Here is a 19,149-nt window from a genome sequence, read left to right on the forward strand (position 1 = left end):
TGGCATTCGGGCCCGACAGCTCGACCTGCGCCGAGGCGGACACCCAGGCGTTGCGGTGCACCGGGGTGGCGCCCATGGGCGGGCTGGGATTGGGCGGGGCGGACGGACCAGCGGCCCTCGTCGCGGAGTATGCGGACGGGGTGGTCGAAGCAGGTGCTGATGTGCTCCGTGGTGATGACCTCGTCGACGGGGCCCTGGGCGATGGCGCGGCCGTCGCGTAGGAGCATGGCGTGGGTGGTGCCGGGTGGGAGGTCCTCGAGGTGGTGGGTGACCAGGACCGAGGCGAGGTCGGGGTGGGTGCGCTGGAGTAGGTCGACGCGTTCCAGGAGTTGTTCGCGGCCCGCGAGATCCAGGCCGGTGGCGGGTTCGTCGAGGAGCAGCAGGCGCGGGTTCGGCATGAGGGCGCGGGCGATGAGGGTGCGGCCGCGCTGGCCCTGGGACAGGATCTCCCAGTCGGCGTCGCGGCGGTGACCCAGGCCGAGCAGGTCGATCAGGCGGTCGGCCTCGGTGAGCTCCTCGGCGGTGGGGCGGCGGCGGGGGATGAGGCCCGCGGTATTGGTCGCGCCGGTGAGGACGATCTGGCGCACGGTCATCGGGTCGCTCGGGCGGTGGCGCGGATCCACGTGGCCGATACCCGCGCGCAGGGCACGCATGTCGACGCGGCCCAGGCGGTGGCCGAGCACCTCGACGGTGCCCCGCGTCGGATGCTCGAAGGCGCCGAGCATCTTCAACAGCGTGGTCTTGCCCGCGCCGTTGGGGCCGAGCAGTGCCCAGTGCTCACCGGCGTGGACGGTGAGCGAAACCTCTTGCAGGATGGCGTTTCCGCTCCGCACCACCGTCACGTCGTCAACGTTCAGCACCTGGTCGCTCATGTGGCCACCGTAGCAAATTCCTCAGACAAGTTGAGGAGTGATCTCCGCGACCCCGGCACGCCCGCGAGGTGTCTGTGTAGGGTGGCGGCATGGCGATCGAGGCGGTCTTGTTCGACTTCTCCGGCACGGTTTTCCGATTCGAGGAGGCCGCCTTCCACGGCGCGCGGCTCACCGACGCCGAGGGGCGGCTGCTGGACAACGACGAGATCGCCGAGATCATGCGCAGACTCACCGCACCGGTCGGTCAAATCGTCCAGTTCGATGCCGACGGCCAATACGCTTGGGAGAACCGGGATCTCGATCCGGCCCTGCATCGGCGGGCCTACCTGGAGGTACTCGAGCAGACGGGTGTCCCCGAGGATCAGGCCGTTCAGGTCTACGAACTCCTGCTCGATCCGGACGGCTGGACGCCGTACCCGGACACGGGTGAGGTCCTGCGCGCCCTGCACGAGTCCGGCGTGCGCGTCGGCATCGTCAGCAATATCGCCTTCGACATCCGCCCGGCCTTCGCCGATCGCGGCTGGCGCCGATATATCGACGACTTCGCGCTGTCGTTCGAGGTCGGCGCGATCAAGCCCGATGCCCGCATCTTCAAATCGGCCCTCGACAACCTCGGCGTAGCCCCTGAAAACACCCTGATGGTCGGCGACAGCGATGAGGCCGACGGCGGTGCCCGGGCTCTGGGCTGCGCGTTCTCCCTGGTGGATCCGCTGCCGACGGTCGATCGCCCGTCCGGGCTGTGGGACGCCGTGCGCGCGCACGGCCTCCTGACCTCTTAAAAGTCCAAACCAGACGGTTTGTGTCCCGCTTCACCCTTGTCGTAAATGCATTGTCGATATATCGTCGATAGCAACAAGAACAACGACGAGCCTTGAAGGAGGCGCGACCATGGAACACATGGACAACACAGAGCGGGGCCGCGGCCCCTGGCGGCGACTGCGCGCGGAAGAGCAGCAGGGCCCCGAACATCCGCGGATGCGTCGAGGCGGACCGCGCGGTCCGCGTGGTGAATTCGGCGGGCGCGGCGACTTCGGTCCGCGCCGCCACGGTCACGGCCACGGCCGCGGCTTCGGCCCGGACTTCGGTCCCGGCTTCGGACCCGGCGGGGGCTTCGGTCCCGGTTTCGGTCGCGGTCGCGGCCGGGGCGGACGTGGCCGGCGCGGCGATGTCCGCGCCGCGATCCTCCTGCTGCTGCAGGAGCGGCCCATGCACGGCTACGAGCTGATCCAGCAGATCCGCGAGAAGAGCCAGGACGTCTGGCGGCCCAGCCCGGGCTCCATCTACCCCGCGCTCGCGCAGCTCGAGGATGAGGGCCTGGTCATCATCGAGAAGGTGTCGGGTCGAAAGACGGCCAAGCTCACCGAGTCCGGCGTCGAGTACGTCGAGGCCAACAAGGCCGAACTCGGCGATCCCTGGCAGGACGTCAAGGACGGCGTCGGCGATCAGGCGCTCGATCTGCGCGGGCTGATCGGTCAGCTGATGGGAGCGGCCGCCCAGGTCGCCGCCGTCGGCACGCCCGAACAGGCGGCCAAGGCGGCCGAGGTGCTCACCGAGGCGCGCCGCTCGCTGTACCGGATCCTCGCCGAGGACGACACACCCGAAAAGTGATGGGTCCGAATCACCGGCCCCCGCCGGGACTTTCGGCTCGAAACCAGTCAATATCGTGACATGGGACAACAGCGCCCCATGGCATCTTGTGACATGGGACAACAGAGGAGCCGAACCCGCGGATTCATGCGCCGCGTGGCACCGGCGGGGGTAATGGCGCTGGCGGCCGCCGTGATCGGCACGGCCGCCACACCGACGGGGACATACGCACAGGCCGAACCGGCACCGGATCCGGTCGCGTCGGTGACCTCGGTTCTGAAAGTGCCGATGCAACAGGGGCCGCCCCAGCCCGAACATCTGGCGGCGGCCCACTATCTCAAGGAGCATCCGGACGCGGCGCCCCAGGGCGCCAACGACTTCGGCTGCAAACCGACCGCTGAGCATCCACGCCCGGTGGTCCTGGCCCACGGCACCGATTCCTCGGCCTACTCCGACTGGTCGGGCATCGGCGCGCTGCTGTCGCAGGCCGGAATCTGTGTCTTCGCACCGAATTACGGTGGCAGGCCGGGTAAGGACACCTACGGCACCGAGGACGTGTGGGAGAGCTCGGCGCAGATCGGCGCCTTCGTCGATCAGGTGCTCGCCGCGACCGGCGCCACTCAGGTTGACCTGGTGGGCTTTTCGCAGGGCGCGAGCGTCACCCGCTACTGGATCAACAAGCTCGGCGGCGCGCCCAAGGTCGGCCAGTGGATCGGCCTGGCCTCACCCAGCTACGGCGGCGTCATGTACGGGCTGGTGCCGATCGCCGACGCGGTGCCCGGAATCTACAAACTCGTCGAGATGGGGTCCTCCCTCGCGGCGGTCCAGCAGGCCGCCGGAGCGCCCTTCATCCGCGACCTCAATGCCGGTGGCGACACGGTGCCCGGTGTGAAATACACGACGATCGGCAGCCGCGTCGATGAAATGATCCAGCCCAACACCAATATCGCCCTGCGCGGCGAGGGCGCGACCAACATCGTGCTGCAGGACCTCTGTTCCGAGGATCTGACCGGGCATTTCCATCTGGTCTACGACCCGTTCGTGCAGCGGCTGGTGGTCAATCTGCTCGATCCCGGGCACCCGGTGACAGCGGCCTGCGTGCCGGTCGCACTGGGCACCGGCATCAGCGATGTCGTGTTGGCGGCGCATTCCTGATCAGGGTGGTCACGGGCGTCCGTAAAATGAGACGACCGTATCTTCGTTATCCATCGGGAGCTGCCCGTGACCATCCAGCCTGTCCGCCTGTTCGGCGATCCGATCCTGCGCGCCCGCGCGGCGGAGGTCGAGACGTTCGATCGGGAGGTACGCCAGCTGGTGACCGACCTCATCGACACCATGTACGAGAGCGGGGGCGTCGGCATGGCCGCCCCGCAGATCGGGGTCGGGCTACGGGTGTTCGTGTACGACACCGGCGACGCGCAGGGGCATCTGATCAACCCCAGCTACGAGGTGCTCGACGAGCAGACCCAGACCGGGCCGGAGGGCTGCCTGTCGATTCCCGGCGTGCGCTTCGACGTGACACGCCCGCTGATCGTGCGGGCGCGCGGCGTCGATATGGACGGCAAGCCGGTGGAATTCCGGGCCGAGGGGCTGCTGGCGCGCTGCGTGCAGCACGAGACCGACCACCTCGATGGCGTACTGTTCCTGCAGCGGCTGGACTCGGCCTCGCGCAAGGAAGCCATGCGGACGATCCGCGAATCCGGCTGGTTCACACAGGGAATCACGATGCTCGCGGCGTCCGAGATCGGTGGCAGCCGCAGCCGGGAACGGAGCCGCTGATATGCGTCTGGTCTTCGCGGGAACCCCCGAACCGGCGGTGCCGTCGCTGCGGCGACTCATCGAATCGCAGCGGCACGAAGTGGTCGGGGTGGTGACCCGGCCGGACGCGGTGGCCGGACGCGGCCGCAAGATCACCCGCTCGCCCATCGGGCTGCTGGCCGACGAGCACGGGATTCCGGTGTTCACGCCGCGCAAGCCGTCCGAGCCCGAATTCATCGAGCAGCTCACGGCTTTGGCGCCGGACTGCTGCCCGGTGGTGGCCTACGGCGCGCTGCTGCCGGAGCCGGTGCTCGAGATTCCCCGGCACGGCTGGATCAATCTGCACTTCTCGCTGCTGCCCGCCTGGCGCGGCGCGGCGCCGGTGCAGGCGGCGCTGCTCGCCGGTGACGAGTACACCGGTGCGTCGACCTTCCGGATCGAGAAGGGGCTCGACACCGGGCCGGTGTTCGGGACCATGACCGAGAAGATCGCGGTCACCGACACCGCCGGCACGCTGCTCGCGCGGCTCGCCGAAGCCGGTGCGGTGCTGCTGGAGTCCACCCTCGACGGGGTGGAAGACGGCACGGTGCAAGCGGTTCCGCAGTCGCTGGACGGCGTCTCCTACGCCCCCAAGATCGAATCGGAGGCCGGGCACATCCGCTGGGATCAGCCTGCCCTCGCCATCGGCCGCCGCATCCGCGCGGTCACCCCCGCGCCCGGCGCATGGACCGAAATCGACGGCAAGCGCCTCAAACTCGGCCCCGTCGAAATGGTGGAGGAAACCCTCCCACCCCGCACCATCGACATCCGCAAGACCGGTGTCTACGTCGGCACCGCCACCACCGCGGTCCGCCTCACCCAGGTCCAGCCCCAGGGCAAGCGGATGATGCCCGCCCTGGACTGGGCCCGCGGCGCCCGCCTCGAGCCCGGCACGGTGATCGAGTGACCCGCCCCGAAGGCGAAAACCGCCCCGGCGACGACCGATCCGGCGACACTCCCCGCCGAGGCTTCCGCCGCTCGGCCTCGACCGACTCCGGCGCGTCGAACCCGCGCAACGGCGGTGGCGCCCAGCGTGGCGACGGCGACGACCGCCGCGGCTTCCGCCGCTCCGGCTCCGAAGGCGGCGGACGCCCTGCGGGAGACCGCAATTCGGGTTCGAACCGCTCGAACGGCGGCTCGCGCGGCCGTGATGGATACGGCCAGGCGGCAGGCGGTGGCCGCGACCGTTCGACCGGTGGCGACCGCAACGGTGGCTGGGACCAGCCGCGCGGCGGTCGGCCCTCCGATCGTCGGAACGACGACGAGCGTGGCGGATTCGAGGGGCGTGGCGGTCGCGGGGGCGAGCGCCGCAATGACGAAGGACGCGGCGGGCATTCCGGTCCCCGTCGGACCGGCGGAGGTAGCGCTGCCGGTAAGTCGGCGAGTGGTCGGGGCGGCGGGAAACCGCAAGGCCGCGGCGATGATTCGCGCAACACGCGGCGGGATGACCGGAACGGTCAGCGTTCCAACGGACACGATTCCGGTGGGGCGGCGGCTCGGCGGGCCGAGAAGGCCGGGGCCGATCCGGTGCGCGTGGTTGCCCGGGACGTTCTGCGGGCGGTGCGGGAGCGGGATGCTTACGCGAATCTGGTGTTGCCCGGGTTGCTTCGGGAGCGGCGGATCAGTGGGCGCGATGCCGCGCTCGCCACGGAATTGACCTATGGGACGGCGCGTTCGCTGGGGCTGCTCGATGCCGTGATCGCCGACGGCGCGGGGCGTGGCGTTGACGAGATCGACGGGCCGTTGCTGGATGCGTTGCGGCTGGGCACTTATCAGCTGTTGCGGACCAGGATCGGGGCGCACGCTGCCGTCGATACGTCGGTGGCGTTGGTGCGGGCCGAGTTCGGGCAGGGGCGGGCCGGGTTCGTGAATGCGGTGCTGCGGCGGGTGGCGGAGCGGACGCCTGAGGAGTGGGTGGAGCGGCTGGCGCCGCAGGATCCGCTGGGGCACTTGGCGTTCGAGTTCGCGCATCCGGTGTGGATCGCGCAGGCCTTCGCGGACGCGCTGGGCGCGAACGCGGGTGAGCTGCGGGATGTGCTCGAGGCCGATGACGCGCGGCCGTTGGTGCATCTGGTCGCGCGGCCCGGCGAGATCAGCGCCGAGGAACTGGCGTTGATCACCGGCGGCGAGGAGGGCCGCTGGTCGCCGTACGCGGTGTACCTCGACGGCGGTGATCCGGCGAAGCTGGAGCCGGTCCGCGAGGGGTTGGCCGCGGTGCAGGACGAGGGTAGTCAGCTGGTGGCCCTGGCCCTCACGCGCGCGCCGCTCGAGGGCCCGGACAACGGGCGCTGGCTGGACCTGTGCGCCGGACCGGGCGGAAAGACCGCGCTGCTGGCCGCGATCGCCGATATCGACGGCTTCCGCGTCGACGCCGTCGAACCCGCCGAGCACCGCGCCGAGCTGGTGCGCCAGACCACGCGCGGCATGCCGGTCGACGTCCACGTCGCCGACGGCCGCGACAGCGGACTCACCCCGGGCTTCGACCGCATCCTGGTCGACGCCCCCTGCACCGGCCTCGGCGCACTCCGCCGCCGCCCGGAGGCCCGCTGGCGCCGCCAGCCCTCCGACGTCCGCGAACTGGTCACCCTCCAGCGTGAACTGCTCACCGCCGCATGGGATCTCGTCCGCCCCGGCGGCGTGGTTGTCTACTCGACCTGCTCCCCGCACCTACCGGAAACCGTCTCGGTGGTAGCCGACGTGGCCCGCCGCGTAGGCGCGGAACAACTCGACACCCGCGAATTGCTCCCGGGCGTCACCGAACTCGGCGACGGCCCCGGCGCCCAGCTGTGGCCCCACCGCCACGGCACCGACGCCATGTTCCTCGCGGCGCTGCGCAAGCCCCTGGAGGCGTAGCAAAACGGCGACCCGGATCCCTTGCGGCGGCGAATTGATCACCGCCGCAAGGGATCCGGCCGAGCCCGGCCCGTTAGAGGTCGGGGACGTTGCGGGCTAGTTCGTCGAGCCAGGCGGTGGCGGAGGCGTCGCTGGGGGCGCGCCAGTCGCCGCGGGGGGAGAGGGAGCCGCCGGAGCCGACCTTGGGGGCGTTGGGGAGGGTGGAGCGTTTGAATTGGCTGGTTTGGATGAAGCGGCGGAGGAATTCGGCCAGCCAGCGTTTGATGGTGGGTAGGTCGTATTCGTGGCGTTGGTCGACGGGGATCAGGTCGGGCCATTGGCCGCGGGTGCGGTCGGACCAGACGTGGTGGGCCAGGTAGGCGATGCGGCTGGGGAGGTCGCCGAAGCGGAGCAGGTGGTAGAGGTGGAAGTCCTGGAGTTCGTAGGGGCCGACGGTGGCCTCGGAGCTCTGGGCGGGGACGTCACCGTCGCCGGGTACGAGTTCGGGGGAGATCTCGGTGGTCAGAATGGATTTCAGGACCTCGCTAGCTTCGTCGCCGAGGCCGTTGGTTTCGATGGTCCAGGCGACGAGGTACTTGATCAGCGTCTTGGGCACCGAGGCGTTCACGCTGTAGTGCGCCATATGGTCGCCGACGCCGAAAGTGCACCAGCCCAACGCCAATTCGCTCAGATCCCCGGTGCCGACGACCAGCGCGTTGTGCATATTGGCCAGCCGGAACAGATGTGAGGTGCGCTCGCCCGCCTGCACGTTCTCGTAGGTGATGTCGTACTGGGGAACCCCGTCGGCGGCCGGATGGCCGAGATCCCGCAGCATCTGGGTGGCCGAGGGCCGGATGTCGATCTCGTGCGCGGTGGCCCCGACCGCCCGCATCAGCCGCCGCGCGTCATCGAGGGTGCGGCTGCTGGTGGCGAAGCCGGGCATGGTGTAGGCCAGCACATTCGAGCGCGGCAAGCCCAGCCGATCCATGGTCTTGGCCGCCACGATCAGCGCCACCGTCGAGTCCAGCCCACCCGACACCCCGATCACCACACGCTGCGAACCGGTCGCCGCCAGCCGGGTGCGCAAACCCTCCACCTGGATGCGATGCACCTCCGCGCACCGCTCATTGCGCCGCGCCGGATCGGCGGGAACGTATGGGAAGCGCGGGATTTCGCGCCGCAACGGCACCGTCCCGCCCGGCACGGGCAGCTCGAGCTCGACGCGCCGGAAGCGCTCGAGCCGCTCCCGGTGATCATGCACGGTGTCGGCGAAGCTGGTGGTACGCAGCCGATCCGCGGCCAGCCGCCGCAGATCGATATCGGCCGTGACGAGCTGCGCGTGCTCCGCGAACCGCTCACCCTCGGCCAGCACATTGCCGTTCTCACACACCAGCGCCTGCCCGTCCCACGCCATATCCGTGGTCGACTCACCGTGCCCGGCAGCCGAATACAGATACGCCGCGATATACCGCGCCGAATGCGAGGTGCACAGGTCGCGCCGATAGTCGGCCTTGCCGATGACGATATTGCTGGCCGACAGGTTCACCAGCACGCTCGCCCCGGCCAAGGCGGCGAAACCGCTGGGCGGCAACGGAACCCAGCCGTCCTCGCAGATCTCGAGATGAAACACGAAGTCGGGCAGGTTGATCGCGGTGAACAGCAGATCCGAGCCGAACGGCACCCGCTGTCCCGCGATCACGATGTGGTCGTCGAGCGCCTCCCGCGCCGCCGCGAACTGCCGCTTCTCATAGAACTCGCGATAGTTCGGCAGGTAGCTCTTGGGCGCGGCCCCCAGCACCCGGCCGCCGTGGATGACGATGCCGCAGTTGAACAGCCGCCCCTGCGCCCGCACCGGCGCGCCCACCACCAGCACGGTGTCGATGCCCGCGCTCTCCTCGACGAGCCGCTCGAGCGCCTCGCTCACCGCCGCGTCCAGCGCGTCCTGGTGGAACAGATCGTCGGCGGTGTAGCTGGACAGCCCGAGTTCGGGAAAGACTGTCACGACCGCGTGCTCGGCGGCGGCCCGCCGCGCCAGCAACAGCGTCTGCTCGGCATTGAACCCCGGATCGGCGACCCGCACCGGCGGCACGGCCACCGCGACCCGCGCGAACCCGTGCCGATACAGCGAATCGAACGGCGGTTGCTCTGCCACTACCGACCCGTTTGCCACTACCGACCCCTTTGCGTCCGGCCGAGGTGATCATGGTTCCGCCCGCAATCTACCCATGTCGGACACCGATCGGGGATCGGACCACGCCGGATCACTCGCGGGCGGACTGCTCCCGCAGCCGGGCAAGGGTTTTCGACAGGATGCGCGAGACATGCATCTGCGAGATGCCCATCTGTTGCGCGATCTGCGTCTGCGTCATGGATTCGAAGAATCGCATGGTCAGAATCCGGCGCTCGCGTTCGGGCAGACCCTCCAGCAGTGGCCGAATCGCCACGTACTCCTCGACCCGGTCGAACTGCGATTCCTCCTCGCCGAGCGTATCGAGCAGTGAGGCCTCGGTATCGCGCCCCACCGACACGGCGTCGATGCTGCTGGGCTGGTAGGCGTTTCCGGCGATCACCGCCTGGGTGACCTCGTCCGGATCGATATCGAGCGCGGCCGCGATCTCCTTGGCGGTGGGGGAGCGCCCCAGCTGCTGCGACAGCGCGTCGATGGCCGACCCGATGCGCAGATGGGTTTCCTTGACGCGCCGCGGAACCCGCATGGCCCAGGTGTTGTCGCGGAAGTACCGGCGGACCTCACCCATGATGGTGGGCACCGCGAAGGACAGGAAGTTGGAGCCGCGCCCGATGTCGAACCGGTCCACCGCGTGCACCAGCCCGACCCGCGCGACCTGGGTGAGGTCGTCGAAAGGCTCACCGCGGCCGCTGAATTTGCGGGCGATGTGGTCGGCCAGCGGGATGCAGCGGTTGATCAGCTCGGTGCGCAGCGCGGCGCGCCGCCCCGATTCCGGTGCGGCGGCGGCCAGTTGCTCGAACAGCGCGGTGACGTCGTCATAACCGGAGACGCTGCGCGCGACCTCCTCGGCCTCTTCGGCGTCGACGGTCTCCTCGGCAGCGTCTTCGGTGGCGTCCTCGGCCTCGGTCTCCTCGAGGTCCGTGTCTGGTTTGTCGGGCTGCGCCGGGTCGGGGGTGGATGCGAACACGTCTTCTCCGTCGATCACTACGCCTTCCCCCGGACCCGCCGGAACTCCACTGCCGTCGGGTATCCGGAGAGCGCCTGATCGAAGGGTTCCTGGCTGGCGGTCACCTCGTCGGAGAGGGTGCGCAGCACATGCCAGCCGAAACTGCGCTGATCCGGTAGCCCCTCGGCAGCGGCGATGCCGCTGACCCGAACCAGCAAATCGGACTCGCCGACGGTGAAGCGGCACTGCAACGTGGTGCCCGGGACGGCCAGGGCGATCAGCGTGGAGGCGGCCTCGTCCACCGCGAGCCGGATATCGGCCACTTCATCGAGGGTGAAATCGCTGAGCAGCACCAGGGTTTCGGCGAGTCCACGCACGATGGGCAACTGGGAGACGGAGGCGGCGACGCCGATCTCGACCGGTGTTCCCCGCAGTCCTTGTTCCGCCGAAATGTTGATCACCCTGTAGAGGCTACCCATTCCGGGGCGCGGCAATCAGCCATTCGCCGCGACGGCGGCGTCATTAGGGGGTGCCGTTAGACTGCGCCGTGTGTGCACCTCTACCTCCCCTTTCCAGCGGCCCGCGCCGATGATCGCCCCGTCCATCCTGTCCGCCGACTTCGCGCGCCTGGCCGATGAGCTGAAGGCGATCGAGGGCAGCGACTGGGTGCACGTCGACGTCATGGACAACCACTTCGTGCCCAACCTGACGCTGGGTTTGCCGGTGGTGCAGAGCATTCTGAAGGCGACCGACATTCCGGTGGACTGCCACCTGATGATCGAGAATCCGGAGCGGTGGGCGCCGGGGTACGCGGAGGCGGGCGCCTACAACGTCACCTTCCACGCCGAGACCACCGACAATCCGATCGCGGTGGCGCGTGACATCCGCGCGGCGGGTGCGAAGGCGGGGCTGTCGGTGAAGCCGAACACCCCGATCGAGCCGTACCTCGAGATCCTCAAGGAATTCGACACGCTGCTGGTGATGAGCGTCGAACCCGGTTTCGGCGGACAGTCTTTCATCGCGCACGTGCTGGACAAGGCCAAGCAGGTGCGCCGCCTGGTCGACGCCGGGGAACTGCGCCTGGTGGTGGAGATCGACGGCGGCATCAATATGGACACCATCGAGCAGGCCGCCGAGGCGGGCGTGGACTGCTTCGTCGCGGGATCCGCGGTGTACGGGACTCCGGATCCGGCCGCGACCGTGGAAGCCTTGCGGCAGAAGGTGATCGCCGTGGAAGCGGCCTCCGCTTGACGGCTCTCTGCGTCGCCTAACGGCGGAGCAGCGCCTCGATGACAGATTCCAGCGGGGGAACGGTGTCGATGGCGTCGGGGGAGTTGATCCAGGTGCGGTATCCCGTCCGCTCGTCATCGGCGGACGGGAGCACGACCTGCGCGCCCGTGCACGCGACCGTGGCGTAGAGGCGGAACAGTGCCGCCGCCACCGATTTGCTGAGGGTTTCCGGGCGCGCCGGACCGGTGATGAAGGTCCAGCGCCGCGCGCGGGGATGATGCACGACCGGCCCGGCCAGATCGGCCTGCGTCAGCCGCTGCTGGACGCGTTCGCCGAGGTCGGCGGGCATGGTGATGGCTCCGTAACGATTGCCGATCTCCAGCAGGATGTGGCGTGACGTCGGATCGATCGATGCCGGCAGGTGAAATTCGCGCCGATACTGTACGCAGCGAAGTTCGAGTGTCGAATCGAGAAACGTTGTCACGCCGCACCCCCAACTGTGCCGATGATGTTGTCTGCCACCTGGATCCGACCCGCGCGGGGTCCATCCTTCCTTCGGTTCGTGTGCTTGCGATGAACGTCTCCGGCCTGGATCGGCCGACGGACGCGGGACCGTTCTCCATTGAACTGCTCGCCGAGAAGTTGAACTGTTGGAATCAGCGACATAACAATCTTGCGACCATTTTTGGTTCTGCGCAAGATTCTGGTGTAAGCGAGTCGTGGATTGGGTACCACCAGCGTTGGCCCAGGTCAGGCCATGCGACGAACCGGTAAATTCCGACTTTTCAATTGGGATTCCCTCCTAATTCGGACAATTTGCGGATCGCAAGTTGGCTTATGCCCGATTTCGTTCGTCCACCGGTCTCCAACTCTCCAGTGAACAAGGCCGCATGTCGCCTACGACCACGCGTCGTTAGGCTGAGGGGGTCGACCGTCCGCGCCGGGAATACCGCCCGTGGTGTGGGCTGTTGGCGCAAGCGGAGCACATACGCGGACGGAGAGGTCAGGCATGTTCACAGGCATCGTCGAGGAGCTGGGCGAGATCGTCGCCAGCGAATCGCTGGACGACTCGGCGCGACTCACCATTCGCGGCCCGCTGGTGACCTCCGATGCCGGACACGGTGATTCGATCGCCGTCAACGGTGTCTGCCTCACCGTCGTGGATCAGCAGGTCGAGGGCGACACCTTCACCGTGGACGTCATGGCCGAGACCCTGCACCGCTCCAGCATCGGCGGCCTGACCGTCGGCTCCCGGGTGAACCTCGAGCGCGCCGCGGCCGTGAACAGCCGTCTGGGCGGCCACATCGTGCAGGGCCACGTCGACGGCACCGGCACCATCGTCTCGCGCACCCCGTACGAGAACTGGGAGGTCGTGCGAATCTCGTTGCCCGACAGCCTCGCCCGCTACGTCGTCGAGAAGGGCTCGATCACCGTCGACGGCATCTCGCTGACCGTCTCCGGCATCGGCGTGGCGGCCGAGGCCTACGCCGACGGCGCGAAGGACTGGCTGGAGGTCTCGCTCATCCCCACCACCCGCGAGCTCACCACCCTGGGCACCGCCCCGGTCGGCACCGTCGTGAATCTCGAAGTCGACATCATCGCCAAGTACGTCGAGCGGCTCGTACAGCGCGGCTGATCTACCGCGAAGACCAGAGTCGGCGCAAAACGGGCACGACGGCTGGCCTACTGTAATGAGGCACCTAATTCGAGATGGAGCACAACAGACGTGACCAGGTTCGACACCATCGAGCGCGCAGTCGCCGACATCGCCGCCGGTAAGGCGGTCGTCGTCGTCGACGACGAGGGCCGGGAGAACGAGGGCGACCTCATCTTCGCGGCGGAGAAGGCAACCCCCGAGCTCGTGGCCTTCATGATCCGCTACACCTCCGGTTACATCTGTGTGCCGCTCACGGGGGCGGACTGCGATCGGCTGGGCCTGCCCCCGATGTACGCGGTCAATCAGGACAAGCACGGCACCGCCTACACCGTCGCCGTCGATGCCCGCGAGGGGATCACCACCGGCATCTCGGCCGCCGACCGCGCCACCACCATGCGCGTGCTCGCCGACCCGAACGCCAAGTCCGACGATCTGACCCGCCCGGGTCACGTGGTTCCCTTGCGCGCCAAGGACGGTGGCGTGCTGCGCCGCCCCGGCCACACCGAGGCCGCGGTCGATCTGGCCCGCATGGCCGGGCTCAGCCCCGCCGGCGTCATCTGCGAGATCGTGTCGCAGAAGAACGAGGGCGATATGGCGCGCACCGACGAGCTGCGCGTATTCGCCGACGAGCACGATCTGGCGCTGATCTCGATCGCCGACATGATCGCCTGGCGGCGTCGCAACGAGAAGCACGTCAAGCAGGTCGCCGAGGCCAAGCTACCCACCGAGTTCGGTGATTTCCGGGCCATCGGCTACGAGTCCGAGTACGACGACGCCGAGCACGTCGCCCTGGTCATGGGCGAGATCGGCGACGGCCGCGACGTTCTCGTGCGCGTGCACTCCGAATGCCTCACCGGTGACGCCTTCGGTTCGCTGCGCTGCGACTGCGGCCCGCAGCTGGACGCCGCGCTGGCGATGATCGCCGAACAGGGCCGCGGCGTGCTGCTCTACATGCGCGGGCACGAGGGCCGCGGCATCGGGCTGCTGCACAAGCTGCAGGCCTACCAGCTGCAGGACGGCGGCGCGGACACCGTGGACGCCAACCTGGAACTGGGCCTGCCCGCCGACGGCCGCGACTACGGCATCGGCGCGCAGATCCTGGTCGATCTGGGCATCACCTCGATGCGGCTGCTGACCAACAACCCGGACAAGCGCGCGGGCATCGAGGGCTACGGCCTGAGCATCAGCGAGCGCGTCGCCATGCCGGTGCGCGCCAACAAGCACAATCTGCGCTATCTGCGCACCAAGCGGGACCGGATGGGTCACGACCTGGTCGGCCTGGAAGACTTGGACCTGGGCGAAACCGCGCACTGAATACTGCTGACTACCGAGAGGGCACAACAACGATGAGCGGCACGGGCGTACCGACCTTCGAGCTCGCCGATGCCAAGGACCTCAAGCTGGCGATCGTGGCGTCGCGCTGGCACACCACCATCTGCGACGCGCTGGTCGCCAACGCGGAGCAGACCGCGCGCGAGGCCGGCGTCGCCGACATCACGGTGGTCCGGGTCGCCGGTGCCATGGAGCTGCCGGTGGTGGCGCAGGCGCTGGCCCGCAGCCATGACGCGGTGGTCGCGTTGGGTGTGGTGATCCGCGGTGGCACACCGCATTTCGAGTACGTGTGCGATTCGGTGACCGCAGGGCTGACCCGGGTGTCGCTGGACGAGAGCACCCCGGTCACCAACGGAGTGCTCACCGTGAACACCGAGGAGCAGGCCCTCGATCGCGCGGGCCTGCCGGGCTCGGCGGAGAACAAGGGTGAGCAAGCCGCCGCCGCGGCCCTCGACGCCGCCCTCACGCTGCGCGAACTCGCCCAGACCGTTTAGTCATGCCCGACAACGATTCCCCCGTGTCCGAGAAGGAATGGGACCTCGAGGTGCGGCCGCACCACGCGATCGTCACCGTGCGGATCGTGGCGGCCGTGCTCGCGGCCATCTTCATCTTCGGCGGGTTCGTGCTGCGGCACGGCTCCACCGGCGTGAACTTCCGGGTGTCCGATCAGATCGGCCTGATGCTGTTCGGCCTGCTGCTGGCCGGTGGGGTGCTGCTGCTGACCCGCCCGCGCGTGCGGGTCGGCAAGCGCGGCGTGGTGGTGCGGAACATCGTGGGCGACACCGAATTCGCGTGGAAGGACATCCGGGGCATCTCGTTCCCGGACAAGAAGTCCTGGGCCCGGCTGGAACTCGCGCACGATGAATATGTGCCCATGATGGCCATCCGGTCCAACGACAAGATGCGTGCCGCCGCGGCCATGGACAAGTTCCGGGAACTGGGCGCGAAATACAGCGCCCAGAACCAGGACTGACACGCTAGCGCGGACTGCCCAGCACCGCGCCCTCCCGGCGGGGATCCGCGCCGCCGATCCAGCCGTTGCCGTCGCGGACCAGGGCCGACAGGCCGCTCGACTGCGGATTGACCGAGACCGTGTCGCCGTACTGCCGTAGCTTCTGGACGATCGGGTCGTGGTCGCCCTTGTCGGCGGCATTGACCGCGGGATGCTCACCGCCGAGGTAGGTGGTGGGCGTGTTGGCCGCGCCGAAGTCGATCATCGAGACCGCCTGCTGCGGGTTCATGCCCCAATCCAGCACACCGACCAGCGTTTTGATGACGAACTGGATGATGACCGCCCCGCCGGGCGAGCCGGTGACCATGTGCAGCTGCCCGCGGGTGCCGTCGGGATTGCGGTCGAAGACCAGGGTCGGGGCCATGGAGCTGCGCGGCCGCTTACCCGCGGCGATGCGGTTGGCGATCGGGTTGCCCTCCTTGTCGAGAGGCTCGGCGGAGAAGTCGGTGAGCTGGTTGTTGAGAATGAAACCGTCGACGAAATGGAAAGAGCCGAAGGCGGATTCGACCGTGGTGGTCATGGACGCGGCATTGCCGTACTTGTCGACGATGGAGATGTGGCTGGTGCCGTGCTCGGGCTGCTGCGGGCCGTTGCCGACCGGCACCGGGCCGAAATCACCGGGCTTGGCGGTGCCCAGGCTCTTGCTCGGATCGATCAGCGCCGCCCGCTGCTTGAGATAGTTCGGATCCAGCAGCGTCTGGGGCGAATTGCCCGGCAGCGGAACGAAATCCGAGTCGGCGATGTACTTGTCGCGGTCGGCGTAGGCCAGCCGCTCGGCCTCGGCGATCAGGTGCACGGCCTCGGCGCTGGGCTTGCCGCCATTGCGCGCGGTCTCACCGTCGCCGGACAGGTCGCTCGGCTTCATCGACGCCAGATCGAAATTCGACAGGATGCCCAGCGCCGACTCGACCGTGATGCCGCCCGAGGACGGATTGGGCATGCCGCAGATCTCGTGGCCGCGGTAGGGCGAGCACACCGCGGTGCGCTTCTTCGTCTGATAGTTCTGCAGATCCGCGAGGGCGAGCAGGCCGGGTGTGCGCCCGCCGGAGGCCAGTGCGGTGGTGTCGACGATATCGGCGGCGATCGCGCCGGTGTAGAAGGCGTTCGCCCCGTCGGTCGCGATGGCCGAGAACGTCTTGGCCAGCGCCGGATTCGTGAGCGTGGTGCCCGACGGCTTCGCGCTGCCGTCGGGCTGCAGGAAGTACGCCTTGGCATTGTCGTCGCGGGCCAGATCGACCTTGGAGTCGAAGATCTGGCTGGCCATCCGCGGCGAGATCTTGAAGCCCTGATCGGCCAGGTTGATGGCCGGGGTGAACAGGTCCTTCCACGGCTGCTTGCCGTGCTCGTTGTGTGCCGACTCCAGCAGCCGCAGCACGCCCGGCACGCCGATGGAACGCCCGCTGGCCTGCGGACGGGGCTGGGGCTGGGTGTGGTCGTCCGGGCTGATGTAGCGCAGATAGTCCTCGGTGGCCGCGGCCGGGGCGGTCTCGCGGCCGTCGTAGGCGTCCACGGACTTGGTGGTGGCGTCGTAGTACATCAGGAACGCGCCGCCGCCGATGCCGGTGGCCTGCGGCTCCACCAGATTCAGCACGGTCTGCGCCACGATGAGCGCGTCCGCGGCGGTGCCGCCGTCGCGCAGCACCTTGCAGGCCGCCTCCGTCGCAACAGGATTGGCGGTGGCGACCGCGAAATCACCGGTCTTCACCGGGGTCATGCCGGTGCGATACCCGGTGGCCACTTCGGGATTGAGCGCCATATTGGTGCTGGTCGGCCCGGCCGGGACGCCGGAGGTGACCGGAGTTCCGTTGTGCGACACCGTGCATGACGCGGTCTTGTCCGTCGAGGACGAACAGGCGGTGATCAATCCGAGCAGCAAGAGCAGAGCGGCAGCGCCGCTCCCGGTTCGTCGCGAGCGCCTCATGAGCGGACTCTAGCGCCGCGCCGCCGCCGGGGCAGGGCTTTGACGGGCGGAATGGTCCGGATGTCGGGAAAGCGCCGTTCCCGCAGGTCGCCTATGAATTTCAAGCGCATTTATGGCAATCACCGATAGATCACACCAATTGGTCGCTTGACCGCTGATATTCGCGGAAAGTTCACCCCCACGGAGCGCCGATTCAACGCTCAGCAAACCGCAAGGTACCCTCAGGCTGCCTCAACTCACGATTGCGGAGGGTTAACCCGGCGAATGACCGAGATCCGGACAACTGCCACCAGCCTCAACGCCGAGGACAGCGGCTATCACAAAGCGCTCAAGCCTCGTCAGTTGCAGATGATTGCCATCGGTGGTGCCATCGGCACCGGCCTGTTCCTGGGAGCGGGTGGCCGCCTGCTCAGCGCCGGACCCTCGCTGTTCCTGGTGTACCTGGTCTGTGGCGTCTTCGTCTTCTTCATCCTGCGCGCGCTCGGCGAGCTGGTGCTGCACCGGCCGTCCTCGGGTTCGTTCGTCTCCTACGCGCGCGAATTCTTCGGCGAGAAGGCCGCATTCGTGGCCGGGTGGATGTACTTCCTGAACTGGTCCATGACCGGCATCGTCGACACCACCGCCGTCGCGACGTACCTGCACTACTGGGGCCCGTTCCAGCCGGTCGCGCAATGGATTCTGGCGCTGGGCGCGCTGATCATCGTGCTCGGCATCAACCTCGCCTCGGTGAAATGGTTCGGCGAGATGGAGTTCTGGGCCGCCATGATCAAGGTGCTGGCCCTGGTCACCTTCCTGATCGTCGGCACCATCTTCCTGGCCGGTCGCTTCGACGTCGACGGCGCGCGCACCGGCTTCGGGATGGTCTCGGACGCGGGCGGCTGGTTCCCGACCGGCGTGCTGCCGCTGGTGACGGTCACCTCGGGCGTCGTATTCGCCTATGCCGCCGTGGAAATGGTCGGCATCGCCGCGGGCGAGACCGAGAATCCGGCCAAGATCATGCCGCGCGCCATCAATTCGGTGATCATGCGAATCGCGCTGTTCTACTGCGGTTCGGTGATTCTGCTGGCGCTGCTGCTGCCCTACACCGAATACAAGTCGGGGGAGAGCCCGTTCGTCACCTTCTTCTCCAAACTCGGTGTGGCGCACATGGGCTCGATCATGAACTTCGTGGTGCTGACCGCCGCGCTGTCTAGTTTGAATGCCGGGCTGTATTCCACCGGGCGCATTCTGCGGTCGATGTCGATGAACGGTTCCGCGCCGAAATTCACCTCGCGGATGTCGAAGGCCGGTGTGCCCTACGGCGGCATTCTGCTCACCAGTGTGATCGCGCTGTTCGGTATCTGGCTGAACTACGTGGTGCCGTCCCAGGCGTTCGAAATCGTGCTGAACGTGGCCTCGCTGGGCATTCTGGCCTCCTGGGCGACCATTGTGGCGTGCCAGCTGCGGCTGTACTCCTGGTGGAAGAAGGGGCGGGCCGAGCGCCCGGCGTTCCGGATGATCGGCGCTCCCTACACCGGCTACGCGACGCTGGCGTTCCTGGGGCTGGTGCTGGTACTCATGGCATTCGACCGGCCGGTCGGTACGTGGACGGTGGCGAGCCTGGTGATCATCATTCCGGCCCTCGCGATCGGGTGGAAGGTCGCCAGCCCGCGGGTGCTGGCCATCGCCAAGATGCGGGAGGGCTACACCGGTGAGTTCCCGGTGATTCCGCCGATCCCGCTGGACGACAAGTAGTTTCCGGCTTCCGGGGGTACACTCGGAATTCGTCTCCGGAC

17 protein-coding genes and 1 pseudogene are annotated in these 19,149 nt (G+C 68.2%); 12 read left to right on the plus strand and 6 right to left on the minus strand.

From position 1 onward, the window contains the following. Positions 1–107 precede the first annotated feature (107 nt). Positions 108–872: pseudogene (locus ACAM49_RS10600) on the minus strand (ABC transporter ATP-binding protein); the annotation flags it as partial. 89 nt (positions 873–961) lie between these two features. Here ACAM49_RS10600 and ACAM49_RS10605 point away from each other — a divergent pair. From ACAM49_RS10605 to ACAM49_RS10630, 6 genes are all read left to right on the plus strand, one after another. Continuing rightward, positions 962–1,651, plus strand: a complete 690-nt coding sequence (locus ACAM49_RS10605; RefSeq protein ID WP_369635292.1) for an HAD family hydrolase — start codon at positions 962–964, stop codon at positions 1,649–1,651. A 196-nt stretch (positions 1,652–1,847) separates the two neighbouring features. Then, complete coding sequence (locus ACAM49_RS10610; RefSeq protein WP_369635336.1) at positions 1,848–2,480, plus strand: PadR family transcriptional regulator; 633 nt, start codon at positions 1,848–1,850, stop codon at positions 2,478–2,480. Between the two features lie 267 nt (positions 2,481–2,747). Continuing rightward, positions 2,748–3,614 (plus strand): esterase/lipase family protein, encoded by an 867-nt coding sequence (locus ACAM49_RS10615; RefSeq protein ID WP_369635337.1) that lies wholly within the window; start codon positions 2,748–2,750, stop codon positions 3,612–3,614. A 66-nt stretch (positions 3,615–3,680) separates the two neighbouring features. After that, entirely contained in the window at positions 3,681–4,238 is a 558-nt protein-coding gene (gene def, locus ACAM49_RS10620) for a peptide deformylase (RefSeq protein WP_369635293.1), read from the plus strand. A gap of 1 nt (position 4,239) precedes the next feature. Further along, positions 4,240–5,163, plus strand: a complete 924-nt coding sequence (gene fmt, locus ACAM49_RS10625) for a methionyl-tRNA formyltransferase (protein WP_369635294.1) — start codon at positions 4,240–4,242, stop codon at positions 5,161–5,163. A gap of 620 nt (positions 5,164–5,783) precedes the next feature. Beyond that, positions 5,784–7,109, plus strand: a complete 1,326-nt coding sequence (locus tag ACAM49_RS10630; RefSeq protein ID WP_369635338.1) for an RsmB/NOP family class I SAM-dependent RNA methyltransferase — start codon at positions 5,784–5,786, stop codon at positions 7,107–7,109. A 73-nt stretch (positions 7,110–7,182) separates the two neighbouring features. Here the strand turns inward: ACAM49_RS10630 and ACAM49_RS10635 are convergent, their stop codons facing one another. The 3 genes from ACAM49_RS10635 to ACAM49_RS10645 form a co-directional block, all read right to left on the minus strand. Then, positions 7,183–9,240 (minus strand): NAD(+) synthase, encoded by a 2,058-nt coding sequence (locus ACAM49_RS10635; RefSeq protein WP_369635295.1) that lies wholly within the window; start codon positions 9,238–9,240, stop codon positions 7,183–7,185. A 109-nt stretch (positions 9,241–9,349) separates the two neighbouring features. Further along, complete coding sequence (locus tag ACAM49_RS10640) at positions 9,350–10,243, minus strand: RNA polymerase sigma factor SigF (RefSeq protein WP_369635296.1); 894 nt, start codon at positions 10,241–10,243, stop codon at positions 9,350–9,352. A gap of 17 nt (positions 10,244–10,260) precedes the next feature. Further along, positions 10,261–10,683 carry an ATP-binding protein gene (locus tag ACAM49_RS10645; RefSeq protein ID WP_369635297.1) on the minus strand — a complete coding sequence of 141 codons (423 nt, stop codon included), beginning with the start codon at positions 10,681–10,683 and terminating at the stop codon, positions 10,261–10,263. Positions 10,684–10,810: 127 nt separating this feature from the next. Here ACAM49_RS10645 and rpe point away from each other — a divergent pair, with 127 nt between their 5' ends. Then, a complete protein-coding gene (gene rpe, locus ACAM49_RS10650) occupies positions 10,811–11,473 on the plus strand; it encodes a ribulose-phosphate 3-epimerase (RefSeq protein WP_040809481.1) in 663 nt (220 codons plus the stop codon). A gap of 16 nt (positions 11,474–11,489) precedes the next feature. Here the strand turns inward: rpe and ACAM49_RS10655 are convergent, their stop codons facing one another. Continuing rightward, positions 11,490–11,801 carry a hypothetical protein gene (locus ACAM49_RS10655; protein ID WP_369635298.1) on the minus strand — a complete coding sequence of 104 codons (312 nt, stop codon included), beginning with the start codon at positions 11,799–11,801 and terminating at the stop codon, positions 11,490–11,492. Between the two features lie 660 nt (positions 11,802–12,461). Here ACAM49_RS10655 and ACAM49_RS10660 point away from each other — a divergent pair. The 4 genes from ACAM49_RS10660 to ACAM49_RS10675 all read left to right on the plus strand — a co-directional run bounded on the left by ACAM49_RS10660 (position 12,462) and on the right by ACAM49_RS10675 (position 15,414). Continuing rightward, complete coding sequence (locus tag ACAM49_RS10660) at positions 12,462–13,088, plus strand: riboflavin synthase (RefSeq protein ID WP_369635299.1); 627 nt, start codon at positions 12,462–12,464, stop codon at positions 13,086–13,088. A 90-nt stretch (positions 13,089–13,178) separates the two neighbouring features. Next, positions 13,179–14,423: a bifunctional 3,4-dihydroxy-2-butanone-4-phosphate synthase/GTP cyclohydrolase II gene (locus ACAM49_RS10665; protein WP_369635300.1), complete on the plus strand. Its 1,245-nt coding sequence runs from the start codon at positions 13,179–13,181 to the stop codon at positions 14,421–14,423. 32 nt (positions 14,424–14,455) lie between these two features. Next, the gene (gene ribH, locus ACAM49_RS10670; protein WP_040809475.1) at positions 14,456–14,935 is read left to right on the plus strand and encodes a 6,7-dimethyl-8-ribityllumazine synthase; all 480 of its coding nucleotides are present in this window, start codon (positions 14,456–14,458) and stop codon (positions 14,933–14,935) included. 2 nt (positions 14,936–14,937) lie between these two features. Next, positions 14,938–15,414, plus strand: a complete 477-nt coding sequence (locus ACAM49_RS10675) for a PH domain-containing protein (protein ID WP_369635301.1) — start codon at positions 14,938–14,940, stop codon at positions 15,412–15,414. Positions 15,415–15,418: 4 nt separating this feature from the next. On the opposite strand, the gene ACAM49_RS10680 is transcribed toward ACAM49_RS10675, so the two are convergent. Then, complete coding sequence (locus tag ACAM49_RS10680) at positions 15,419–17,374, minus strand: gamma-glutamyltransferase family protein (RefSeq protein WP_369635302.1); 1,956 nt, start codon at positions 17,372–17,374, stop codon at positions 15,419–15,421. 264 nt (positions 17,375–17,638) lie between these two features. Here ACAM49_RS10680 and ACAM49_RS10685 point away from each other — a divergent pair, with 264 nt between their 5' ends. Beyond that, entirely contained in the window at positions 17,639–19,108 is a 1,470-nt protein-coding gene (locus ACAM49_RS10685; protein ID WP_369635303.1) for an amino acid permease, read from the plus strand. The last annotated feature ends 41 nt before the right edge of the window (positions 19,109–19,149 follow it).

It is taken from the genome of Nocardia sp. JMUB6875 (assembly GCF_041154655.1).
GTDB lineage: Bacteria > Actinomycetota > Actinomycetes > Mycobacteriales > Mycobacteriaceae > Nocardia.

Coding starts and splice junctions, on each gene's coding strand:
- rpe (WP_040809481.1), top strand. CDS start 10,811: ATGATCGCCCCGTCCATCCTGTCCGCCGACTTCGCGCGCCTGGCCGAT.
- ACAM49_RS10675 (WP_369635301.1), top strand. CDS start 14,938: ATGCCCGACAACGATTCCCCCGTGTCCGAGAAGGAATGGGACCTCGAG.
- ACAM49_RS10655 (WP_369635298.1), bottom strand. CDS start 11,801: ATGCCCGCCGACCTCGGCGAACGCGTCCAGCAGCGGCTGACGCAGGCC.
- ACAM49_RS10680 (WP_369635302.1), bottom strand. CDS start 17,374: ATGAGGCGCTCGCGACGAACCGGGAGCGGCGCTGCCGCTCTGCTCTTG.
- ACAM49_RS10605 (WP_369635292.1), top strand. CDS start 962: ATGGCGATCGAGGCGGTCTTGTTCGACTTCTCCGGCACGGTTTTCCGA.
- ACAM49_RS10615 (WP_369635337.1), top strand. CDS start 2,748: ATGCAACAGGGGCCGCCCCAGCCCGAACATCTGGCGGCGGCCCACTAT.
- ACAM49_RS10685 (WP_369635303.1), top strand. CDS start 17,639: ATGACCGAGATCCGGACAACTGCCACCAGCCTCAACGCCGAGGACAGC.
- ACAM49_RS10660 (WP_369635299.1), top strand. CDS start 12,462: ATGTTCACAGGCATCGTCGAGGAGCTGGGCGAGATCGTCGCCAGCGAA.
- fmt (WP_369635294.1), top strand. CDS start 4,240: ATGCGTCTGGTCTTCGCGGGAACCCCCGAACCGGCGGTGCCGTCGCTG.
- ACAM49_RS10610 (WP_369635336.1), top strand. CDS start 1,848: ATGCGTCGAGGCGGACCGCGCGGTCCGCGTGGTGAATTCGGCGGGCGC.
- ribH (WP_040809475.1), top strand. CDS start 14,456: ATGAGCGGCACGGGCGTACCGACCTTCGAGCTCGCCGATGCCAAGGAC.